The organism is Listeria floridensis FSL S10-1187 (genome assembly GCF_000525875.1).
Lineage (GTDB): Bacteria > Bacillota > Bacilli > Lactobacillales > Listeriaceae > Listeria > Listeria floridensis.
On record NZ_AODF01000020.1, the window covers coordinates 15,982 to 32,321 of the forward strand.

The 16,340-nt window shown below is 38.9% G+C and carries 20 protein-coding genes; all 20 read right to left on the reverse strand.

Annotated elements, in window-relative coordinates:
• Positions 1 to 128 precede the first annotated feature (128 nt).
• The 20 genes from MFLO_RS17330 to MFLO_RS08525 all read right to left on the reverse strand — a co-directional run bounded on the left by MFLO_RS17330 (position 129) and on the right by MFLO_RS08525 (position 16,301).
• Positions 129 to 1,412, reverse strand: coding sequence for a lipopolysaccharide biosynthesis protein (locus tag MFLO_RS17330; protein ID WP_479481400.1), 1,284 nt, complete (start codon positions 1,410 to 1,412; stop codon positions 129 to 131).
• Positions 1,413 to 1,560: 148 nt separating this feature from the next.
• Positions 1,561 to 1,899 (reverse strand): hypothetical protein, encoded by a 339-nt coding sequence (locus tag MFLO_RS16015; protein WP_206538324.1) that lies wholly within the window; start codon positions 1,897 to 1,899, stop codon positions 1,561 to 1,563.
• The gene (locus tag MFLO_RS08450) at positions 1,850 to 2,677 is read right to left on the reverse strand and encodes an O-antigen ligase family protein (RefSeq protein WP_206538325.1); all 828 of its coding nucleotides are present in this window, start codon (positions 2,675 to 2,677) and stop codon (positions 1,850 to 1,852) included. Before MFLO_RS08450 ends, MFLO_RS16015 begins: the two co-directional genes overlap by 50 nt.
• A gap of 2 nt (positions 2,678 to 2,679) precedes the next feature.
• Complete coding sequence (locus MFLO_RS08455; protein ID WP_036097496.1) at positions 2,680 to 3,435, reverse strand: WecB/TagA/CpsF family glycosyltransferase; 756 nt, start codon at positions 3,433 to 3,435, stop codon at positions 2,680 to 2,682.
• Positions 3,436 to 3,438: 3 nt separating this feature from the next.
• Positions 3,439 to 4,086 (reverse strand): sugar transferase, encoded by a 648-nt coding sequence (locus tag MFLO_RS08460; protein ID WP_036097498.1) that lies wholly within the window; start codon positions 4,084 to 4,086, stop codon positions 3,439 to 3,441.
• Positions 4,087 to 4,098: 12 nt separating this feature from the next.
• Entirely contained in the window at positions 4,099 to 4,764 is a 666-nt protein-coding gene (locus MFLO_RS08465; protein WP_036097499.1) for a CpsD/CapB family tyrosine-protein kinase, read from the reverse strand.
• A gap of 2 nt (positions 4,765 to 4,766) precedes the next feature.
• The gene (locus tag MFLO_RS08470) at positions 4,767 to 5,375 is read right to left on the reverse strand and encodes a YveK family protein (RefSeq protein WP_241433595.1); all 609 of its coding nucleotides are present in this window, start codon (positions 5,373 to 5,375) and stop codon (positions 4,767 to 4,769) included.
• A gap of 141 nt (positions 5,376 to 5,516) precedes the next feature.
• A complete protein-coding gene (locus tag MFLO_RS08475; protein ID WP_036097500.1) occupies positions 5,517 to 6,785 on the reverse strand; it encodes a nucleotide sugar dehydrogenase in 1,269 nt (422 codons plus the stop codon).
• The gene (locus tag MFLO_RS14660) at positions 6,782 to 6,991 is read right to left on the reverse strand and encodes a hypothetical protein (protein WP_051993565.1); all 210 of its coding nucleotides are present in this window, start codon (positions 6,989 to 6,991) and stop codon (positions 6,782 to 6,784) included. The genes MFLO_RS08475 and MFLO_RS14660 overlap by 4 nt, the downstream gene beginning before the upstream one ends.
• A 64-nt stretch (positions 6,992 to 7,055) precedes the next feature.
• Entirely contained in the window at positions 7,056 to 7,301 is a 246-nt protein-coding gene (locus tag MFLO_RS14665) for a hypothetical protein (protein ID WP_051993566.1), read from the reverse strand.
• A gap of 66 nt (positions 7,302 to 7,367) precedes the next feature.
• Positions 7,368 to 9,848, reverse strand: coding sequence for an immunoglobulin-like domain-containing protein (locus MFLO_RS14670; RefSeq protein ID WP_051993567.1), 2,481 nt, complete (start codon positions 9,846 to 9,848; stop codon positions 7,368 to 7,370).
• Positions 9,849 to 9,937: 89 nt separating this feature from the next.
• Positions 9,938 to 10,192 carry a DUF3116 family protein gene (locus MFLO_RS08490; RefSeq protein WP_036097502.1) on the reverse strand — a complete coding sequence of 85 codons (255 nt, stop codon included), beginning with the start codon at positions 10,190 to 10,192 and terminating at the stop codon, positions 9,938 to 9,940.
• A 45-nt stretch (positions 10,193 to 10,237) separates the two neighbouring features.
• Positions 10,238 to 10,810, reverse strand: coding sequence for a cyclic nucleotide-binding domain-containing protein (locus MFLO_RS08495; protein ID WP_036097503.1), 573 nt, complete (start codon positions 10,808 to 10,810; stop codon positions 10,238 to 10,240).
• 345 nt (positions 10,811 to 11,155) lie between these two features.
• A complete protein-coding gene (locus tag MFLO_RS08500; protein WP_162148150.1) occupies positions 11,156 to 11,389 on the reverse strand; it encodes a hypothetical protein in 234 nt (77 codons plus the stop codon).
• A gap of 131 nt (positions 11,390 to 11,520) precedes the next feature.
• Positions 11,521 to 11,643: a hypothetical protein gene (locus MFLO_RS16830; protein WP_277619778.1), complete on the reverse strand. Its 123-nt coding sequence runs from the start codon at positions 11,641 to 11,643 to the stop codon at positions 11,521 to 11,523.
• Positions 11,644 to 11,650: 7 nt separating this feature from the next.
• Positions 11,651 to 12,223, reverse strand: coding sequence for a DUF6270 domain-containing protein (locus MFLO_RS14675; protein WP_420912526.1), 573 nt, complete (start codon positions 12,221 to 12,223; stop codon positions 11,651 to 11,653).
• Between the two features lie 100 nt (positions 12,224 to 12,323).
• Positions 12,324 to 13,766, reverse strand: coding sequence for an O-antigen ligase family protein (locus MFLO_RS08510; RefSeq protein ID WP_036097507.1), 1,443 nt, complete (start codon positions 13,764 to 13,766; stop codon positions 12,324 to 12,326).
• A gap of 15 nt (positions 13,767 to 13,781) precedes the next feature.
• A complete protein-coding gene (locus MFLO_RS08515; RefSeq protein ID WP_338151514.1) occupies positions 13,782 to 14,441 on the reverse strand; it encodes a CpsD/CapB family tyrosine-protein kinase in 660 nt (219 codons plus the stop codon).
• A 9-nt stretch (positions 14,442 to 14,450) separates the two neighbouring features.
• Positions 14,451 to 15,137: a YveK family protein gene (locus MFLO_RS08520; protein WP_051993570.1), complete on the reverse strand. Its 687-nt coding sequence runs from the start codon at positions 15,135 to 15,137 to the stop codon at positions 14,451 to 14,453.
• 15 nt (positions 15,138 to 15,152) lie between these two features.
• The gene (locus tag MFLO_RS08525; RefSeq protein ID WP_036097508.1) at positions 15,153 to 16,301 is read right to left on the reverse strand and encodes a glycosyltransferase family 4 protein; all 1,149 of its coding nucleotides are present in this window, start codon (positions 16,299 to 16,301) and stop codon (positions 15,153 to 15,155) included.
• Positions 16,302 to 16,340: the final 39 nt, after the last annotated feature.

Consider the following 16,340-nt stretch of genomic DNA (forward strand, 5'->3'; position numbering starts at 1 on the left):
GACTTTTAGATCCTTTCTTTTTCCATAAACTGAGAATTTGCCGCAGCTCTCCTTGGTAAAGCACAATCAAGAGAACAAGCATCCCCAAAATCAGTGCTTTTTCAAACCAAGTATCTCGAAGAACTACGCTATAAAGGGTTAAAGCATACAGCTGACTGGTCACGATCATATGGCGTTTGACGGAAAAACCTTCCCAAATTCGCATCGAGAAGAAAGTGCGGGCGAAGAAAAAGGCAATATATGCTGTCCCTGTTGCAATCGCAGCTCCTACAGCACCATATAGAGGGACAAGTAAAAAGTTCAATAGGATTGAAACGAGCAATGCGATTAGTGACACATAAATGTTCAGCACACTTTTCTTTAAAAAAAACGATGCCTAATGTGGTAGTCTCACTCACGGTCATCATCAGCGGATAAAAACAAAGAAACGGAAAGATATACTGTGCTTCGCTGTAAGCCGGAGAAAGTATCACGACAATCCATTCCTTAAAGAAAAGCATGAGAAGAAACGAGAATGCGATGGTGAACATGACGGCGTCGCTTACTTTTTTGTATGCCTCTATCGGTTTTTTCTGTTCATACCATTCATAAGCAGTTGGAACCCAGAAGTTTGAAAAGCTGACTTGAAGCACCATCAGCGCACTTGCAATTTTGAATGCGGCGGTATAAATGCCAAGTTCGTGAAAATCAGCAAAATAACGCAGAAATAGTTTGTCGAGGATGATAAATAAGCTATAAATGAAGGTTCCGATGACGACTGGCAAACCAAATTTCGCCAAGCGGACAATTAACGCCCGGTCAATTGCTTGGCGGAAGTTTTTAAAAAGAGTGAGATTCGATAGGATTAGCACGACGTCTCCTGCCATTTGGCCGAGCAACATGCCGTAGATGACGGTGATGAAAGTCGGCTCGGATAAAAAAAGCGCAATGATGACGCCAAATAAAATTGAAAATTTGATCCAAATGTTGGCGACTGAGAATGTGAGCGCACGGTTTTCCATTCGGATAAACAGCAAAATGAAACGTTCAAAAATTAACAAAATTGATGAAAATGCCAACAGATAGATCGCATTTTGGTAGTTTGGGCTTGCAAACAGCCAATCGGAGAGTGTGGAAGCAAATAAACACATCGCGATGATGAGCCCGGCGGATGAAAGCAAGGGAACAAACATGGCTTGCACAAATAAACGCGGCTTGTCGGCATAACTGTGAAATTCTCTTGTGAATGCTTGGTCAAAACCTAGGTAAATAATGTAGATCAAGAAGGTTTGCGCAAGTAGGAACATGCTCGTTTTTCCGTATTCTGCTGGTGTTAGAAAATAAGTAGTGACGGGGATTAATATCAAATTAAGTAAAGCTGCACCAAGTGAACCAATGGAGAATTGGCCGAAACGAATTAGTAGTTGTTTCAAAATAAATGTACCTCAATCTTTCTTTGTTAAGAGTATTCCGCCAGCGACAAGTCCGAGAAATGTGGATGACAATGCGGAGAACAAGACATGTCCAGCGAAAAAACTGTATAAGAGAATTACGATAAACAGATAGCTATATAGGGAGCGATTATTTTTTTTTCAGTGCCATAGCGGCGTAATAGCCAAGCAGAATTAGTAAGAAAAGGACACCAAGAAAACCAAGTGCGAAGAAGGCATCGAACAAGTCCATTTCGATTAAACCAAGCCGTCCAAAGTGTTCGAGCCGATACTCAAAACCTTGTCCAAACAGCAAGGTAAAGGCCGGATGGGGGCTGTTTAAGAAATACTCAAGTCCGCCTTGAAAGAAATCACTTCTTGAACTTGAGAGCAGTCTTACAAGATTACCGTCATAAATGCGATAGAAATAAGCGATTCGATCAAAGGTTCCGGATACCATTTGGAGTGCATAGGAAATTCCGCGAAGCACCGCCCACGCTATTAAAAAGAAACTCATCAGCCAAACAAAAGATTTTTTGCATCAGTGATTGATAATGCGCTCGAAACAGCAGATGAAGCAAGACGAAGATGCTGAGTGCGGCACCATAGAGAATTCCGGTTTTTGTCCCAACGAGCAAAAGGCAGAGAAAATTTCCTGCATATAGCATAAGAAAAAGTAGCAAACGGAAGTTCCACTTGGATTGAAATTGTTTGGTCAGCGCTTGTGCAGTAAAGGTAATGGAGACAATGAACGCAAAGCTAGTATCATTATTAGCAAAAAAGAAACCTTTGTAGCCTGCATCAGAATTGTCATAGGTTTGATGTCCTACGCCAAGTCCGTATGGGATCAACAGCAAAACGGTGAACAGCAGGCTGATGACGATGAAGATTTTTTCATAGTTGAGCTTTTGAAACACTTCTTTTCGTTGATAAATATAATAAGGAATCAAAGCCCATAAAAAATACTTCACGAACACGGATAAATCTGCGATGATCCAAGATAGCGGATTTTGAAGTAAAATGCTTTGGAAAAGAAAGAGGAACAAATTTCCAATGATAAATCCAAAGGTGACGAACGTAAAACTGTTTTTTTCTATTTTCCCCAGTAAAATCATGCTGACTAAAAAAAGGAAGAAGAAAAAACGATACGCTATCCCGACTGGAATTTGAAAGCCTGAAGTGAGCAAGAAGCCATTGATAAAATCGACCAGCGGAAAAGCCGCACTCAGCCCGATAAATAGACGAATATTAACTGGGATTGTCTTCATTTTTACTCGCTCCGTTTTTGATTTCTTTTCGCGGTGAGGACGTGTTTCACAAAACGGAAATTCCCCACCGCATAGCGTTTGAACATCCGACGCGGTTCCTGTACTAAGCGGTAAAACCACTCGAGCCCGGTCTTTTGCATCCATTTCGGAGCCCGTTTCGTTTTTCCGGCAATCACGTCGAAACTGCCACCAACACCCATCACAAACGGCACTTGCATCAGCTCTTTATGCGCATTCACCCAAACTTCTTTTTTGGGGCTGGAAAAAGCGACAAATACGATATCCGCTTGGCTTTCTTTAATTTCGTGAGCAATTTGTTCTGACTCAACGTCCTCGAAATAACCGTTCCGAAAGCCAGCAACCTTAAGGGATGGATATTTTTCTTGATGGATACGCACCACTTCACGAACGGCTTCTTCTGTTGCGCCAAAGTAGTAGGGTTTCCAGCCTTTTTCAGCTGCTTTCGCTACTAAATTTTCAAACAAGTCGATTCCAGTTACGCGTTCTTTAACGTCATATCCAAGAAACTGCGCGGCCCACACCACCGATTGCCCATCTGCATTTACAAGCGGACTTGCGTTCACAATCTTTTGCAGTTCTTCGTTTTCTGCCATCAAATTGATTTTGCTGGCATTGATGACAACATGCTGACTCGGCTGCCCTGCTTCTATCAGCTCTTCTACTCGCGAAAGTGTCTCTTCCATCGACAAGACGTCAAGCACACTGCCGAGCAGATGAATCCGTTTATTTTCCACCATGTTTTAATACGCTCCTTTAGGAAACAAAAGCACGAGCACCGTTTTGCAGAGAATCTTGAAATCAAGTTTTAAAGATAGATGTTCGATGTAATGTAAATCCAGTTCAACCATTTGATCGAAACTCAGTTCATTACGACCGCTTACTTGCCATAATCCAGTGCATCCCGGTGTTACGAGCAAACGCTGTTCGTCATAAGGTGTGTAAACAGCAACTTCGCGTGGCAGCGGCGGTCTTGGGCCAACAAGGCTCATGTCGCCTTTCAACACGTTGTAAAGCTGCGGCAGCTCATCAAGGCTCGTTTTTCGAAGCAGTTTCCCAATCCTCGTAACGCGAGGATCTTTTTTCATCTTAAACATCGCGCCTTCAATTTCGTTTTGTTTCAAATATTTTTCGAGTTCAGCTTCTGCGTTCGGCCGCATCGTCCGAAACTTATACATGTAAAACTTTTCGCCTTTTTTCCCGACACGCTGCTGTTTGAAAATCACCGGTGCATGTATATCTGATAGCTTCACCGCTACCGCGATCAAGATAAGAAGCGGACTGAGCAGCAAAATTGCAATCAAGCTCAGCATCCGATCAGCATGCACTTTCCACTTCACATAGCTGATTTCTTCCGTTTGTAAAGTTTGATTGACTTTACTTTGTCCCATCTCTAGCACTCCTTAGTAATAATAGTTTTCGGCATTTTTTGTCCCGTTAAAAATGACGCCGATCAAATTTGCTCGCGCAAGCTGCAGCTGGCTGACCGCATCTTTGGCTTTTTCCTTAAGCGTCTTGTGGTGGCGGCAAACAAGCACCGTTCCGTCTGTTCGTTCCGACAGCACAAGAGCGTCAGAAACGATGGTAACAGGCGGCGTATCAATAATAATCTTGTCAAATGACTCTCTTAACCGCTCAATTAATTCCGCCATTTTTTTGGAAGAAAGCAAATCATTTGGGTTTGGAGGAATCGGTCCGCTTGTCAAAATTGATAGCATGCAGGTACTCATCGTTACCTTTTGCAGACTGTCTTCTAGTGTATCTTCACCTGTTATGACACTGGATAGGCCGGTAAGCATCTTTTTCGAAAAACGTTTATGCAAGGTTGGTTTGCGCATATCCGCATCAATCAACAGCGTGCGCGCACCCTTCTCCGCATAAGCAACTGCCAAATGAGAAGCAATCGTCGATTTTCCTGTTCCGCTTTCCGGTGATGTGATTAAAATCACTTGTTTGTTTTCGTCGATTCCTGAAAAATCAATCCCCGTTCGGATTAATTTAAACTGTTCGCTAATGGAGGAATTATACTCATGCGCTTTATCTTTAGCGCTTTTTTTCGTGTGCAGCATCACTATTCATTCTCCTTTTGCATCTTTATTCGAAATGGATCGCCATCTTGAAACACACTCACTTCGCCAAGTACATGTAGCCCTAAAAATTCTTCGACTTCTTCTTTTGAAGTAAAAGTACGATCAAGCAGTAATTTAATGAAAACAAAGCAAAAAGCGAAAAGAACACCAATGAAAAAAGCAAGAATCATCATTAAAGCTTTTTGCGGTTTAACGGGAGCTTCGGTCCCCGTAAATTGCGCTTCCGATAAGGTCGTCACATTATTTATTTTCATAATATTCGGTATTTCTTGTTTAAACATTCTGGCCGTTGCATTTGTAATTTCAGCGGCTACTTTTGGATCAGGATTTTGTACGCTGATATCAATAACTTGTGAATTCGCGGTATTCTTTACTTGGATCATTTCCGCAAGTTCTTGAATGTTGTATTTTCCCCCAATATTTTGTTGCACTTTATTTAAGATTCGCGGACTTGTGATGATTGTGCTGTAAGTATTAACGAGCTGTAAATCTGCTTGAACGGTTTGCGAATCGACGCTGCTGCTTTTGGGAGTTCTGTCTGACTGGTTGACGAGTATTTGGGTGTTTTTTTTGATAAATAGGCGTGGCAATAAAGTTCAGATAGATAAACATGCAAAGCACCGTGATGCCAACGATAGCCAAAATCCACCCGCTATTTTTCTTAAAAACAAGGATTGTTTTTTTTGAAATTTATTTGTTCATTCATGACATTCTCCTAGATTCGGCAACTATCAAACCCGTTCAACGTTTTTCAAGGCTGAAATATTGCCAAGAGTATAATGCTCTTTAAATGGAGCATCTGAAACCACACAATTTTTCGTATCAAACAAAACACGATTCTTCATGACATCAACAGCTTCTTCTGGCAATGTTTTAAATTCATCATGATCGCATAAAACAAGTGCCATATCACTATCTTCGAGTGCTTCTAAAAGCGTATCCGTATCTGCTTCCGCCACATGTGGATCGTAAGTTCTGACTTCATAGCCGCTCATGCTTCGCAACTGATTAACGATCGGAATTGCTGGGCTTTCTCGCATATCATCAATGTTTCCTTTATATGCAAGACCAAGCACTGTAATGATTTTCCCATCATGTTCTTCCAAGATTTTAGCTGCTTGTTCCACAATAAAATTCGGCATTTGACTGTTCACTTTACGCGCACGCTGAATCAGCTGTGCTTCTTCTGGAGCTTTTGCGACAATAAAGTATGGATCAACAGCAAGGCAATGTCCGCCAACTCCAGGACCCGGCTGATGAATATTTACACGCGGATGCTGATTGGCCATATCAATTACTTCAAGCGCATCAATATCCAGCTTTGCACCAATTTGCACTAGTTCATTTGCTAAGGCGATGTTTACATCACGATAAGTATTTTCCATAAGTTTAGAAAGCTCCGCCGCGCTGGCTGTTGCTTCAATTAGTTTTCCCTGTACGAACACATCATAGATTTCTTTTCCTTTTTCTGTACAAGCAGGTGTTACTCCGCCGATGATGCGGTTATTAAAGATGAGTTCATGCAGCACTTGCCCTGGCAAAACACGTTCTGGACAATGGACTAAAAAAATATCTTTACCCACTTCAAAACCCGCTTTTTCAATCATCGGTTTAATGACATCTTCTGTAGTCCGCGGACTGATCGTCGACTCAATGATGACCGTATTGCCAGTTTCCAAATGCGGCACCACACTTTTCACAGCATCTACCACATACGTAAGGTCGCACCCTTTATATTCGTCATCACAATTCGGCGTTGGCACTGCCACAATGAACACATCAGCCGGCTCGATATTCATTTGCGCCTTAAAGTTTTTCCGTATCAATACTTCTTCTAACGCTTCTGGTAAAAGCGGTTCTTCAATGTGTACTTTTCCGTCATTTAAAGTTTCAACAACATATTGATTTTTATCAACACCGACTACCTCTTGTCCGTGCAGCGCGAAAGTAATCGCTGTTGGCAAGCCAATGTATCCTAACCCTACTGTAAGAATTTTCATTTTGACACTCCGATCATTGTACTGTTATTTATTTTCCAAGCCGCAAGCACATCGTCGACCGGCTTATATTCAATTTCACTGACTTTTTCGTTTGCATTTACTGAAAAATATGCTTTTCCCTTAATTGTTTTATCTTTATCGATCTCATTTCCAAACGTTGCTAAAGAATCATCTACCTTGATTATTTTGCCCTTTGCTGTTTTCACTTGAAAATCAATAGAGCCTAGTCCTTTCTTTGTTGAGCTGATATTTTTCCCCGAAATACTGAAGCTATATAAACGATTTGTTTGATCGTCTTTTTTTTACGTCTTTTGTTTCTTCTTGTTTTACTACAAGTTCAATGCCGTTAACAACGACTGGCTTATTCAAATCATTGGTCGTTTTATTTTGCTTTTCAACTTGTTTTGTTTGATCTTCCCCTTGATTAATAGTCTCTGTTTTTTCTGATGCAGCGGGTGAACAAGCGCTGAGAAGCCCTACAACCATAACGCAGCTAATTAATGCTGTTTTCTTCATATGAAATCCTCCATTTGATATTATCTGGGTATTTGCACATCAGGCACAAATACCCAGACAACTAAATTAGTTTAGAATTGTTACTTTCTTAGTATCAAGCAGTTTTGTATCTTTGCTGTAACCTTCAATTGTCACATTGTCGCCTGCTTTAATTTTATTTTTACCAACGTAGTAGCTGAATCCGCCACCGCCGAAGTCGCCGCCCCAAGCTTGAGCAATACCGTTGATGTAAACTTTAGCAACTGTAATGTCGCCGCTGAAAGTTCCTTTGATTGTTGTTTCTCCGATTTTGTATGTTGCAGAATCAATTGTTCCAGATATCGCTTGGCCATTCACTTGGACACGTTTGCTGTCTAGTTTTTTATCATTTTGATCATAAGCTTCTAGTGTTACGTTATCGCCCGCTTTGATTGTGCCTGGTTTTACGTAGTATGAGAAGCTTCCATTGGAAAGTGTTCCTCCCCATGAAATTGATTTCCCGTTAACAAGTAGACGCATTTTTGCTACGTTTCCTGTGTATGAACCGCGAATTGTATTTTCGCCTACATTGTAAGCTGCTGGGCTAATTGAACCCGATGTTGCGCTTACACTGATTTTGATATCCTTACGATCTAATTCTTTACCTGTTTTATCCATTGCTACAAGATAAGCTTTGTCGCCTGCTTTAATTTTTCCGCCTGCATAATATGTGAATACGCCGTTAGAAAAGTCGCCGCCAGCAGAAATATAGTTACCATTTACAAATAGTTTTGCTTTCACAACATCACCTTTGTATGTTCCTGTAATGTTTGTGTCTCCTGGTGTATACATTGCCGGGTCAATGCTTCCAGCAGCAGATGCTTCTTTTAGATTCACTGGTACATTTTCTTGAAGAAGATTGTCATCTTTGTCATAAGCATTCATCGTAACTTTGTCGTTTGTTGTAATTTTTTGGTTCGCTGCATAGAAAATAAATTTACCATCTTTCAAATCGCCGCCCCATGCTACAGACACGCCATTGATGTATAGACGCAAGCGTTTCACATCGCCAGTGTATTTACCTGTGATGTTTGAATCACCAATAGTAAATGTATCAGGAGTAATTGTTCCTTCTGTTGCTGGTTTCGTATTGTTTGTTACGTTCACAGTTGCAGGAAGAAGTTCTCGCACAGCACCATTAGAGTATTCAACAGTCCCTGTATATTTTACTGGTGTTGTAGCATTTTCTGGAACTCGATTTGGAGAATGATTAACTTTTACTTCATCAATATCACCAATGTGACCATTTGTGACATCTGTTTTATCAAAGTAGTTAATTACACGATTAAAGCGCTTATCACTAAAATCATTGAAGTTATCTCCTGGCTTGATTGTCAAGTCTCTATCAAAGATTGATTCCCCCGGAAGTACAGTTCCAACTCCTGGAATTTCTGGAGTATCGTAAGAATTGACATTATATTCTCGTTCAGTATCCCAAGGAGAAATATAGCTATCCCAACTAGCAATATGTTGACTGTCGTATGGATTAATGTGTTCTTTTCCAGGCTCAATGATTGCCTTACTTAGATTTTTCTTTCCTTCGGATCCTGCAATAAGTCCTGAGCGATCAATAAAGTGAGCTTTTATCTTGAAATCACCATTTTTAGCAGGAGATAGTTTTCCACTAGTCAATTCTTTATTCTTAGAAGTATCATCTGTATTACCTTTGTACTTCGAATAGTCGAAGTATAGATTTCCATTTACTTCACCCTCACCTGTACCCGAGTGTAGCAGACCAGCTGCGGTTAATGCTGCATACGTACTTAATGGATCATACTTATTCCACTCAGCAGTACTTACTTCTGATTTCCGAATTGAGCGAAGAGCCATAGAGAATTCATTGGACTTAGTACCATATTGGATGGTTTCTTTATCCCATGTTGCTCCGATTCGACAATGGAAAAACGGAAGTGGGATACCCAACCATCTAATATTGTAATATCCCTCCATGCCTTCGTTCGATTTTTGCCAGTCAATAGTTTTAACGAGCTCTTTCGCACTAGTTCCTTCTGGTAATGTAAAGTTGACACGCAGACCGATGTTCCCATTTTCATAGTCACTAATAAACTCGGGTCCATTAGGAATTATCAAGTTACTTCCTTTCAAACGTCCACTTAGAGGAATGTTAATGTGTCCGGATGCGACACCATCATACGCATTTTTCGCATTAGCATTAGGTGTGAATTTCAAAGAAAACTCAGTAGTGTCTCTATCTGGTTTTGCGGTTGAAGTAATACTTGTAATTGATGTATCATAACTTGCACGTTCTTGCGGTACTGCTTTTGTTGACTTTGTAGCTTCCTTAACTTGCTTCACCATTTCTTTTTGTTCTGGTGTTTTTGCCCATTTTTCCAATTTCGCCATTTCTTCTTTATAACTTGCGCTTTGGTTATAAGCTCCTGCTTGGATACTTGCATTATTTTGTGCTTCAACAGCCTGTACCATAATAGGATTAAAAGCTGCTGTAGTAAGAACAGATGCAGCCACTAAAGTTTTGACGAGCTTTGCCCCATTTTTCTTCTTCGACATTGATTATTCTACCTCTCTTTTTCATTTTGATTTTTCACCTAATTTCCAACTTTCTGATTGCACTACATAGTAACCACCTCCTAAAAGTTTTAATAGATTACACTCGAAATATTTGAGTTGTCACTAACCAAATATGTCTTCTTCTCTCCAGCATCACAACTTCGCTCAATAATCCCTCTTTCCTCTAAACGGTATAGCGTGTAAAGCACATCATTGAGCGTGTATTCGCTCTCTTCTAAATCTTCCGTCATATTTCTATGCTGTAGATTTTTAGTGTGAAAATCTTTGTTCAATACTCTTTTGATAACTTCGATTTCAAGTTCCGTTAACTGAATTTCTTCCATGTTAACCCTCCTACAATCGATTTGATCTTTTATTCCAGGATTAAATTAATTTATTTTTTCAATATTCCGACTAACAAAGCTTTCATCTACCCTAGAAAGTTTGCTTAAAATTCGATTGGTCATATTAATCTCTTCATTCAACTCACTGTTTCTTTGTGTTTCAATGCTCCAACTTAAACGCTGTTCTCTTGACCCTAAAAACGCAAGACTCTTTTCTTCATATTGCAAAGTCTTCGCGGTTGTGTATTTCAAAATTGTTTCTAAGAACGAAGGTTTATTGGTGCAATAATTGAGTAAGTATTCCTTATCAATAGAAATGATCTCTGATCTATCTAGTGCCACCATTTTAAAAGCTAAGTTCGTATTTTCATCACTAAGATTTTCAAGTGCAACTAAATCATTTTCGGTAAATATTTCATAGATTTTATTATTAATCCCTTGAACATCGAGTATCGCATCCGAGGTTAAGGTTTTCGTAACTAGCAAATTGCCTCGTTCGATAAAGTAAATTTTTGTCGGATCCTTTGTATCATATTCTTCTTTTCTACCTAGTGGAATTTGATGCAGCCACTTACTGTCTAGGCTATTACGCTGCAGTTCTGCTACGATCAGCTTCATAGTTTTTTTTAAGTTCCTTCGTCACTATCCCATCTCCTATTTCTATATTTAAAGGCACCGCTTTTGAAGAACAGTTCATAGTATAGCAGACCGCTTTATCTAAAATGCCTCATTGTGCAAAACAAAAAGAATAAAATTTTGAACGTTTATTGAACGAAATGTGAAAATTTTAACTCCTATTGACTATTCTTCCTTGCCAACAATATATATTATATATTATGAAATCGAATTGTTTTTATCGTTTTTTATACTAGCAAATATAAAAAAAATAAGACTAGACTTTTAAATCTTGTCGTTACGGCATGTAAATTCAGGAACAAAAAAATCTCTTGAGAAGCATGCTTCTCAAGAGATTTTTTGTTCGCTCGGTGGCACAATTCGCCACGTCCAGCCTTCTTTATGATCAATTTCTTTTAATTCTTCTTTGGAAAAGCTGTGCGCTTGTGCCATTAGTTTCGCCAAGGCTAAATTTTTGGCTCCGCCCTCTTCAAAATCAGTTTGATAGGAAAAGCAGTAGCCGTCCCAACTTAACTCTACTTTTCTACCCGTTTGATGTACCCCAACATACATGTTTCCCACTTCCTTTCTCCTTTATTATAAGAAAGATTACTGCATGGGATTTATTATGATTAATAATTTTTCACACAAATTGCGACAATTTTTTTATAAAAAAACTCCAGCCGGATTTTGACTGGAGGCGCATTAATTTGTTAGGCGAACTCGGTCAGCTGTTTGACCTTCTCAAACATCTCTTTATAATAGCCGGTTTCGTAGTGAGATACGGAGTGGCCGAAGGGATATGCTGCATCGCCGATATAGCCGCTTTCTAACATGTCGAGTTTAAGCGCACCTGGAAATTCTTTTAGGAACTCTTCGTTTAGCTGGTTCCAGAACGCATTGTAAGCATGAATTCGGTCTAGGTTTTGATAGGATTGGACTTTTTTTATTTTCATCATAATACTTTGTTGTCAGTTCACAGAAATTGATGATGATTTGATTGTTATTGAAATAAGGCTGGATGCGTTTTTTAAACTCCTGTAAGGCCTTTCTCCATTCAGAAAGGTATTTTTCATTGTCGCTGTGATCAAGAATTCGGGTAAACGTCAACTCATCTTTAATTCGGCTTTGCTCGATGATTGGTGAGATCGTGATAGCTATTTCTTTATCTAGATACCCCACATTTTTTAAGGCATCCGAGTAGAAATCAATAATTAAATAATCAGGTACAGACTGCTCAAGTTGGTGAAACATCATCTTTTCAAAGTCTTCAACAACAAAACGTTTTTTTTCATCAGGGATATCTTCATAATGCGTAACGTCAATTGTGGTTGACTCTGTTATAAGTGCAATAAGCGATGAATGAAATTGTGTGAAGCTGACTTCAAAAAAAAGATTTATAGTCAGGATTGAAATATGGTTTTGAACTTAAGAAATTTCGACTAAAACAGGTACCTAATACTCCAATAGTTTTTTTCAAGGCAAATGATCTCTCCTTTTTCACCCCACTGCTTACTTACAAATCAGATGACGGTTTTGCTGTGTGCTGCTTTAACTTTATTTCACGCTTTGCCGTTTCAGACTGAACTTTACCAGTCAAAAATAGATTGATAATCATCAAAGCAAAGCCCATACCAATCCAAACAACGCGCATTTCAAAGATGCTGCTGCTTCCAATTGAACTTGCGGCAAATGAAATTAAAATACATAGAGGGACAAGGCTTAGCATGTTGCGTTCGGTAATGAAAATTTTAATCGAATAGTACGACATGAAGATGAATAGTGCCGCAAAAGGCATAATTCCTAAGATTCCAACATCAGACAGATTTGACAGCCAGAAATTATGCGCGCCAAATGTCTGCTTAGATGATAAGTCAATATTCGTTGTTCCAAAGAGTGCAACAAACATATATTTCGGTGTTACCCCAGAGCCTACTCCCAGAAAATGATTGTCTTTAATTAGATTCCAAACAAAATTGTACATGAACATCCGCTCATCTGTTGAATTTTGTTTATCGCTGAAATAGCTGATTGCGTTGCTTGTACTGCCGGCAGACATTTTTTTTGAGACTACATACACGATACTCCCAATAAGCGTTGCGCCAACAGCAAGAACGGCAAAGTAATTTTTACTAAGCACTTTATAGAGGACAAGAACCACGATAATAACAAAAGCCACAAGTCCTGAACGGGAATTGGTTTCAACAATAAGATAAAATAGTGCAACTGTCCCCGCCACCCAAAGTGCTGCTCCAAAAAGTTTCTTATTACGCAACATAAATACAGATAGCAGTGAAAAGTAAAAAGTTAGATAAGAACTATAATCATTTGTATTTACCATGAAGCCGGTTGGACGCGTATCAAGAAATCCATTTTGACTCCCTGCAGATTGTGCTAAATGATTGCCAGTTATATTTTCATAGAAACCAATTCCTATTGTAAGAAGGTATGTTCCTAAAACCCAAATCAAAATCTGCTTTAATTTAGCAAAGCTATCAATATAATAAATCATCATAAAGACTAGGTAAAAGCTTTCAAACTGAAAATAAATGGCGTTTAAACTCATCGAGATTGACCCTGACCACAGTAAGGTCACAATCGCGTATATAATCCAAATAGCAAACAAAATTAATGGAAGCTTTACACGATCTAATTTTTTTAAGTCTTTTTTTTCAAATAAAAACAAGAGTAGATGCAAAATTAGTGCAAAACGAAATAAAAATAGGCTCGGATAGCCGGGAACTGCTAAATACGGTCCCCAAAATCCGCTGATTACTACTACAATGAAAAGGACGTAGTTAATTTTTGCGATTGAAACTTGGCGAATAAAGTAAAGAAACGCGATTCCGACTACGAGGATGATAGCAATCGGATAAATCGGCAGAATCATACTCATCGCAAGAAACAGCAAGATGATACCTATTTTACTAAATTTTAGATTCTGCATTTTTTCGCGCATTGCTCAAGCCCTCTCTCAATACCCATAATAATCGTATTTTTTCTCGTTATACTTCACGTTATTTAAAACTGTACCAATAGCTTTGATTTCAGATTTTTCAAGGAAGTTCTTAGCCGTCAAAATGTCATCTTCTGTCGTCTTTCCACTGCTTACAACAAGAATTCCCAAGTCGCATAGCGAAGCAAAAACACGAGCATCGGTGAAGATATTGACTGGTGGACAGTCGAAAATAACCATTTCATATTTTTCTAGCGCTTCTTTTAAAAGATCCTCAAGGCCTTGTGTTTTGATAAGTTCAAGTGGATTTGGCGGAATAACGCCGACCGGAAGAAAGTCGAGATATTCATTTAGCGGCATCACAGCTTCATCAAGGGTTGCGTCGCCAATTAGTACGTTCGATAGTCCTTCAGCACCGGTTGCAAGATTTTCACGACTCATTTTCGGCGAGTAAAAGTCTGTATCAATAACAAGTGTTTTTTGCTGAAACTGTGAACATGTAAGGGCAAAGTTAGAACAGAAAAATGTTTTTCCTTCACCTTTATTCGCAGATGTGATCAAAATGCTTCTAACTTTTTGCCCATTAACTCGCATGAACTGGATGCTTGTTTGGATAGAACTAAATTTCTCGTGCGCAATGCCATTTTTTTGAACAACATTGGTTTGTCTTTTTTTTATTTCTCATAATCAGTCTCCTTTAGATTGCATCAGTTTATCCGTGAATATCGGTATGTCTCCAATGTAAGTCATACCAAGGTCAATCAGCTGCTCTTTCGTCTTCACTGTACGATCCATCGTCGTAAGAACAAGAATGAAGACAAAAGATAAAACAATTGTTACAAGGAAAGTGATTATATAGTTGATGATTCCTTGTGTTACTTTTTCTGTTTTTGGTATTTCAAGAGCTGTCACAGTGCTTCCAGGAAATAGTTTCGGAATCTCACTTTGGACGATTTTAATGTAAGAATTACTAATTTTAGTAACTTCATCCTTATAGCGAGTTTGATAAGCGATATTAAATACAAGCGAGTTTTCGCCAGACGTAATCGTTAAATGTTTAATCAAATCTTGAGAATTTTTATCTTCAAGTTTAGCATCTTTTTTTACTTCATCCATGATTTTTCCGGTTTTAAGAACGGATGAAAACGTATTGATTAGCTGAATATTATTTCTAACGCCATCTTGTGAGACAGTTCCTTTCGACTGATCAACGTTAAGCAAGATTTCCATGTCCGCTTTATATTCAGTCACGGAAAAATACTTTTGATAGAGAAACAAGCAGCCTTGGGCAATAACGATAAATAAAATGATCCATATTAAGTTCTTTTTGAATGTACTCCATAGATTAGCTATGTTTAAATTTTTTACGTTCATAACTTCCACCTGTCATTATTTTTTAGCACCAAGCTCCGTATACAATTTAACGAGTTCATCGGCTTCATGATCCCAACTGTATTTTTTGCTGAATGCATTGTATCCGTTTTTACCCATTTGCAGAGCCTTCTCAGGATTCTCTTTGTAGTATTCGGCAATGTCTGCCAACCGGTCCATATCAAATGGATCAGCAGTCAAGCCGCAATCTTCTTCCGTCAGCATTTGTGTAAAATCCGGAAAGTTTGATGCTATAATTGGCAGTTTGGCTGCCATGTACTCAAATAATTTTGTTGAATGCGAGTTAAGATTATTAGGCGTTGGATGCAAGAGACAAAGCCCTGCGTGCGCCTTATAGTAATGTTCCCAGATGTCTTTATACTGCATTCGTCCATATTGAATGAGATTGTTTTCGAGTCCATGTTCGCGAATATAGGCGCTAAGTTTTTCTTCGTCTGTGAAAGTCGGTCCGATCAGCTTCAGTTTAAAATCGCTCATCCCCCGTTCAAGCAACTTGCTTGCTAGCCCGAGCATGTTGTAAAGCCCACGTTGTTCGGTCAAAATCCCAACATAGACAAGTGTAAATTCTTCATCTTTTTCAACTTGAAGTGCTGGCGGCATAACTGGGTAATTTAATACATCGACCTTTTTCATCGTCAACATTTCATAGTTTAAGCGATAAGACTTTTCAGCGAATGCAACGCCGTCGACATAGTTTTTCATTAAACTGCGCTCAACGCGAGTTACGACGGACGAAATTAATTTTCGAAAGGGTTTGGGTATCCATGGTTTTGTTAAAATAGCTGCCGGCAAATGCTCATGCATGTCATATATAATTTTAACATCATTTCCGAGGTTTTTCTTCACTTCTTTTGCAAGAAATAGCAACTCAGGATCATGGAAATGTAAAAAGTAGGCATCACTTTTCATAAAAGCATCATACAGGGTCTTTCGATGTGCGGAACGCTCTTTACGGCCTAAAACCGGTAAATAATGCATCGTCAGATTTGGTGTTTCTTCTTTTTCACCGGGATGATCTTGTGCATAAAAATCAACTTGAAATCCTTTTTCTGCAAGAGATTTTGCTTCTTTGAAGTAAATACGTGTATCTGACCATACGTGTACTGAACTGCACATAAAGATTCTATTTTTGTCTCTTTTATTCAAATCCTTCAATCCTTTTTCCGTTATTTAAACATCAGATGT

Coding starts and splice junctions, on each gene's coding strand:
- MFLO_RS08450 (WP_206538325.1), bottom strand. CDS start 2,677: ATGAAGACAATCCCAGTTAATATTCGTCTATTTATCGGGCTGAGTGCG.
- MFLO_RS08455 (WP_036097496.1), bottom strand. CDS start 3,435: ATGGTGGAAAATAAACGGATTCATCTGCTCGGCAGTGTGCTTGACGTC.
- MFLO_RS08460 (WP_036097498.1), bottom strand. CDS start 4,086: ATGGGACAAAGTAAAGTCAATCAAACTTTACAAACGGAAGAAATCAGC.
- MFLO_RS08465 (WP_036097499.1), bottom strand. CDS start 4,764: ATGCTGCACACGAAAAAAAGCGCTAAAGATAAAGCGCATGAGTATAAT.
- MFLO_RS08475 (WP_036097500.1), bottom strand. CDS start 6,785: ATGAAAATTCTTACAGTAGGGTTAGGATACATTGGCTTGCCAACAGCG.
- MFLO_RS14665 (WP_051993566.1), bottom strand. CDS start 7,301: ATGAAGAAAACAGCATTAATTAGCTGCGTTATGGTTGTAGGGCTTCTC.
- MFLO_RS14670 (WP_051993567.1), bottom strand. CDS start 9,848: ATGTCGAAGAAGAAAAATGGGGCAAAGCTCGTCAAAACTTTAGTGGCT.
- MFLO_RS08490 (WP_036097502.1), bottom strand. CDS start 10,192: ATGGAAGAAATTCAGTTAACGGAACTTGAAATCGAAGTTATCAAAAGA.
- MFLO_RS08495 (WP_036097503.1), bottom strand. CDS start 10,810: ATGAAGCTGATCGTAGCAGAACTGCAGCGTAATAGCCTAGACAGTAAG.
- MFLO_RS16830 (WP_277619778.1), bottom strand. CDS start 11,643: ATGTTAGAAAGCGGCTATATCGGCGATGCAGCATATCCCTTCGGCCAC.
- MFLO_RS08510 (WP_036097507.1), bottom strand. CDS start 13,766: ATGCGCGAAAAAATGCAGAATCTAAAATTTAGTAAAATAGGTATCATC.
- MFLO_RS08520 (WP_051993570.1), bottom strand. CDS start 15,137: ATGAACGTAAAAAATTTAAACATAGCTAATCTATGGAGTACATTCAAA.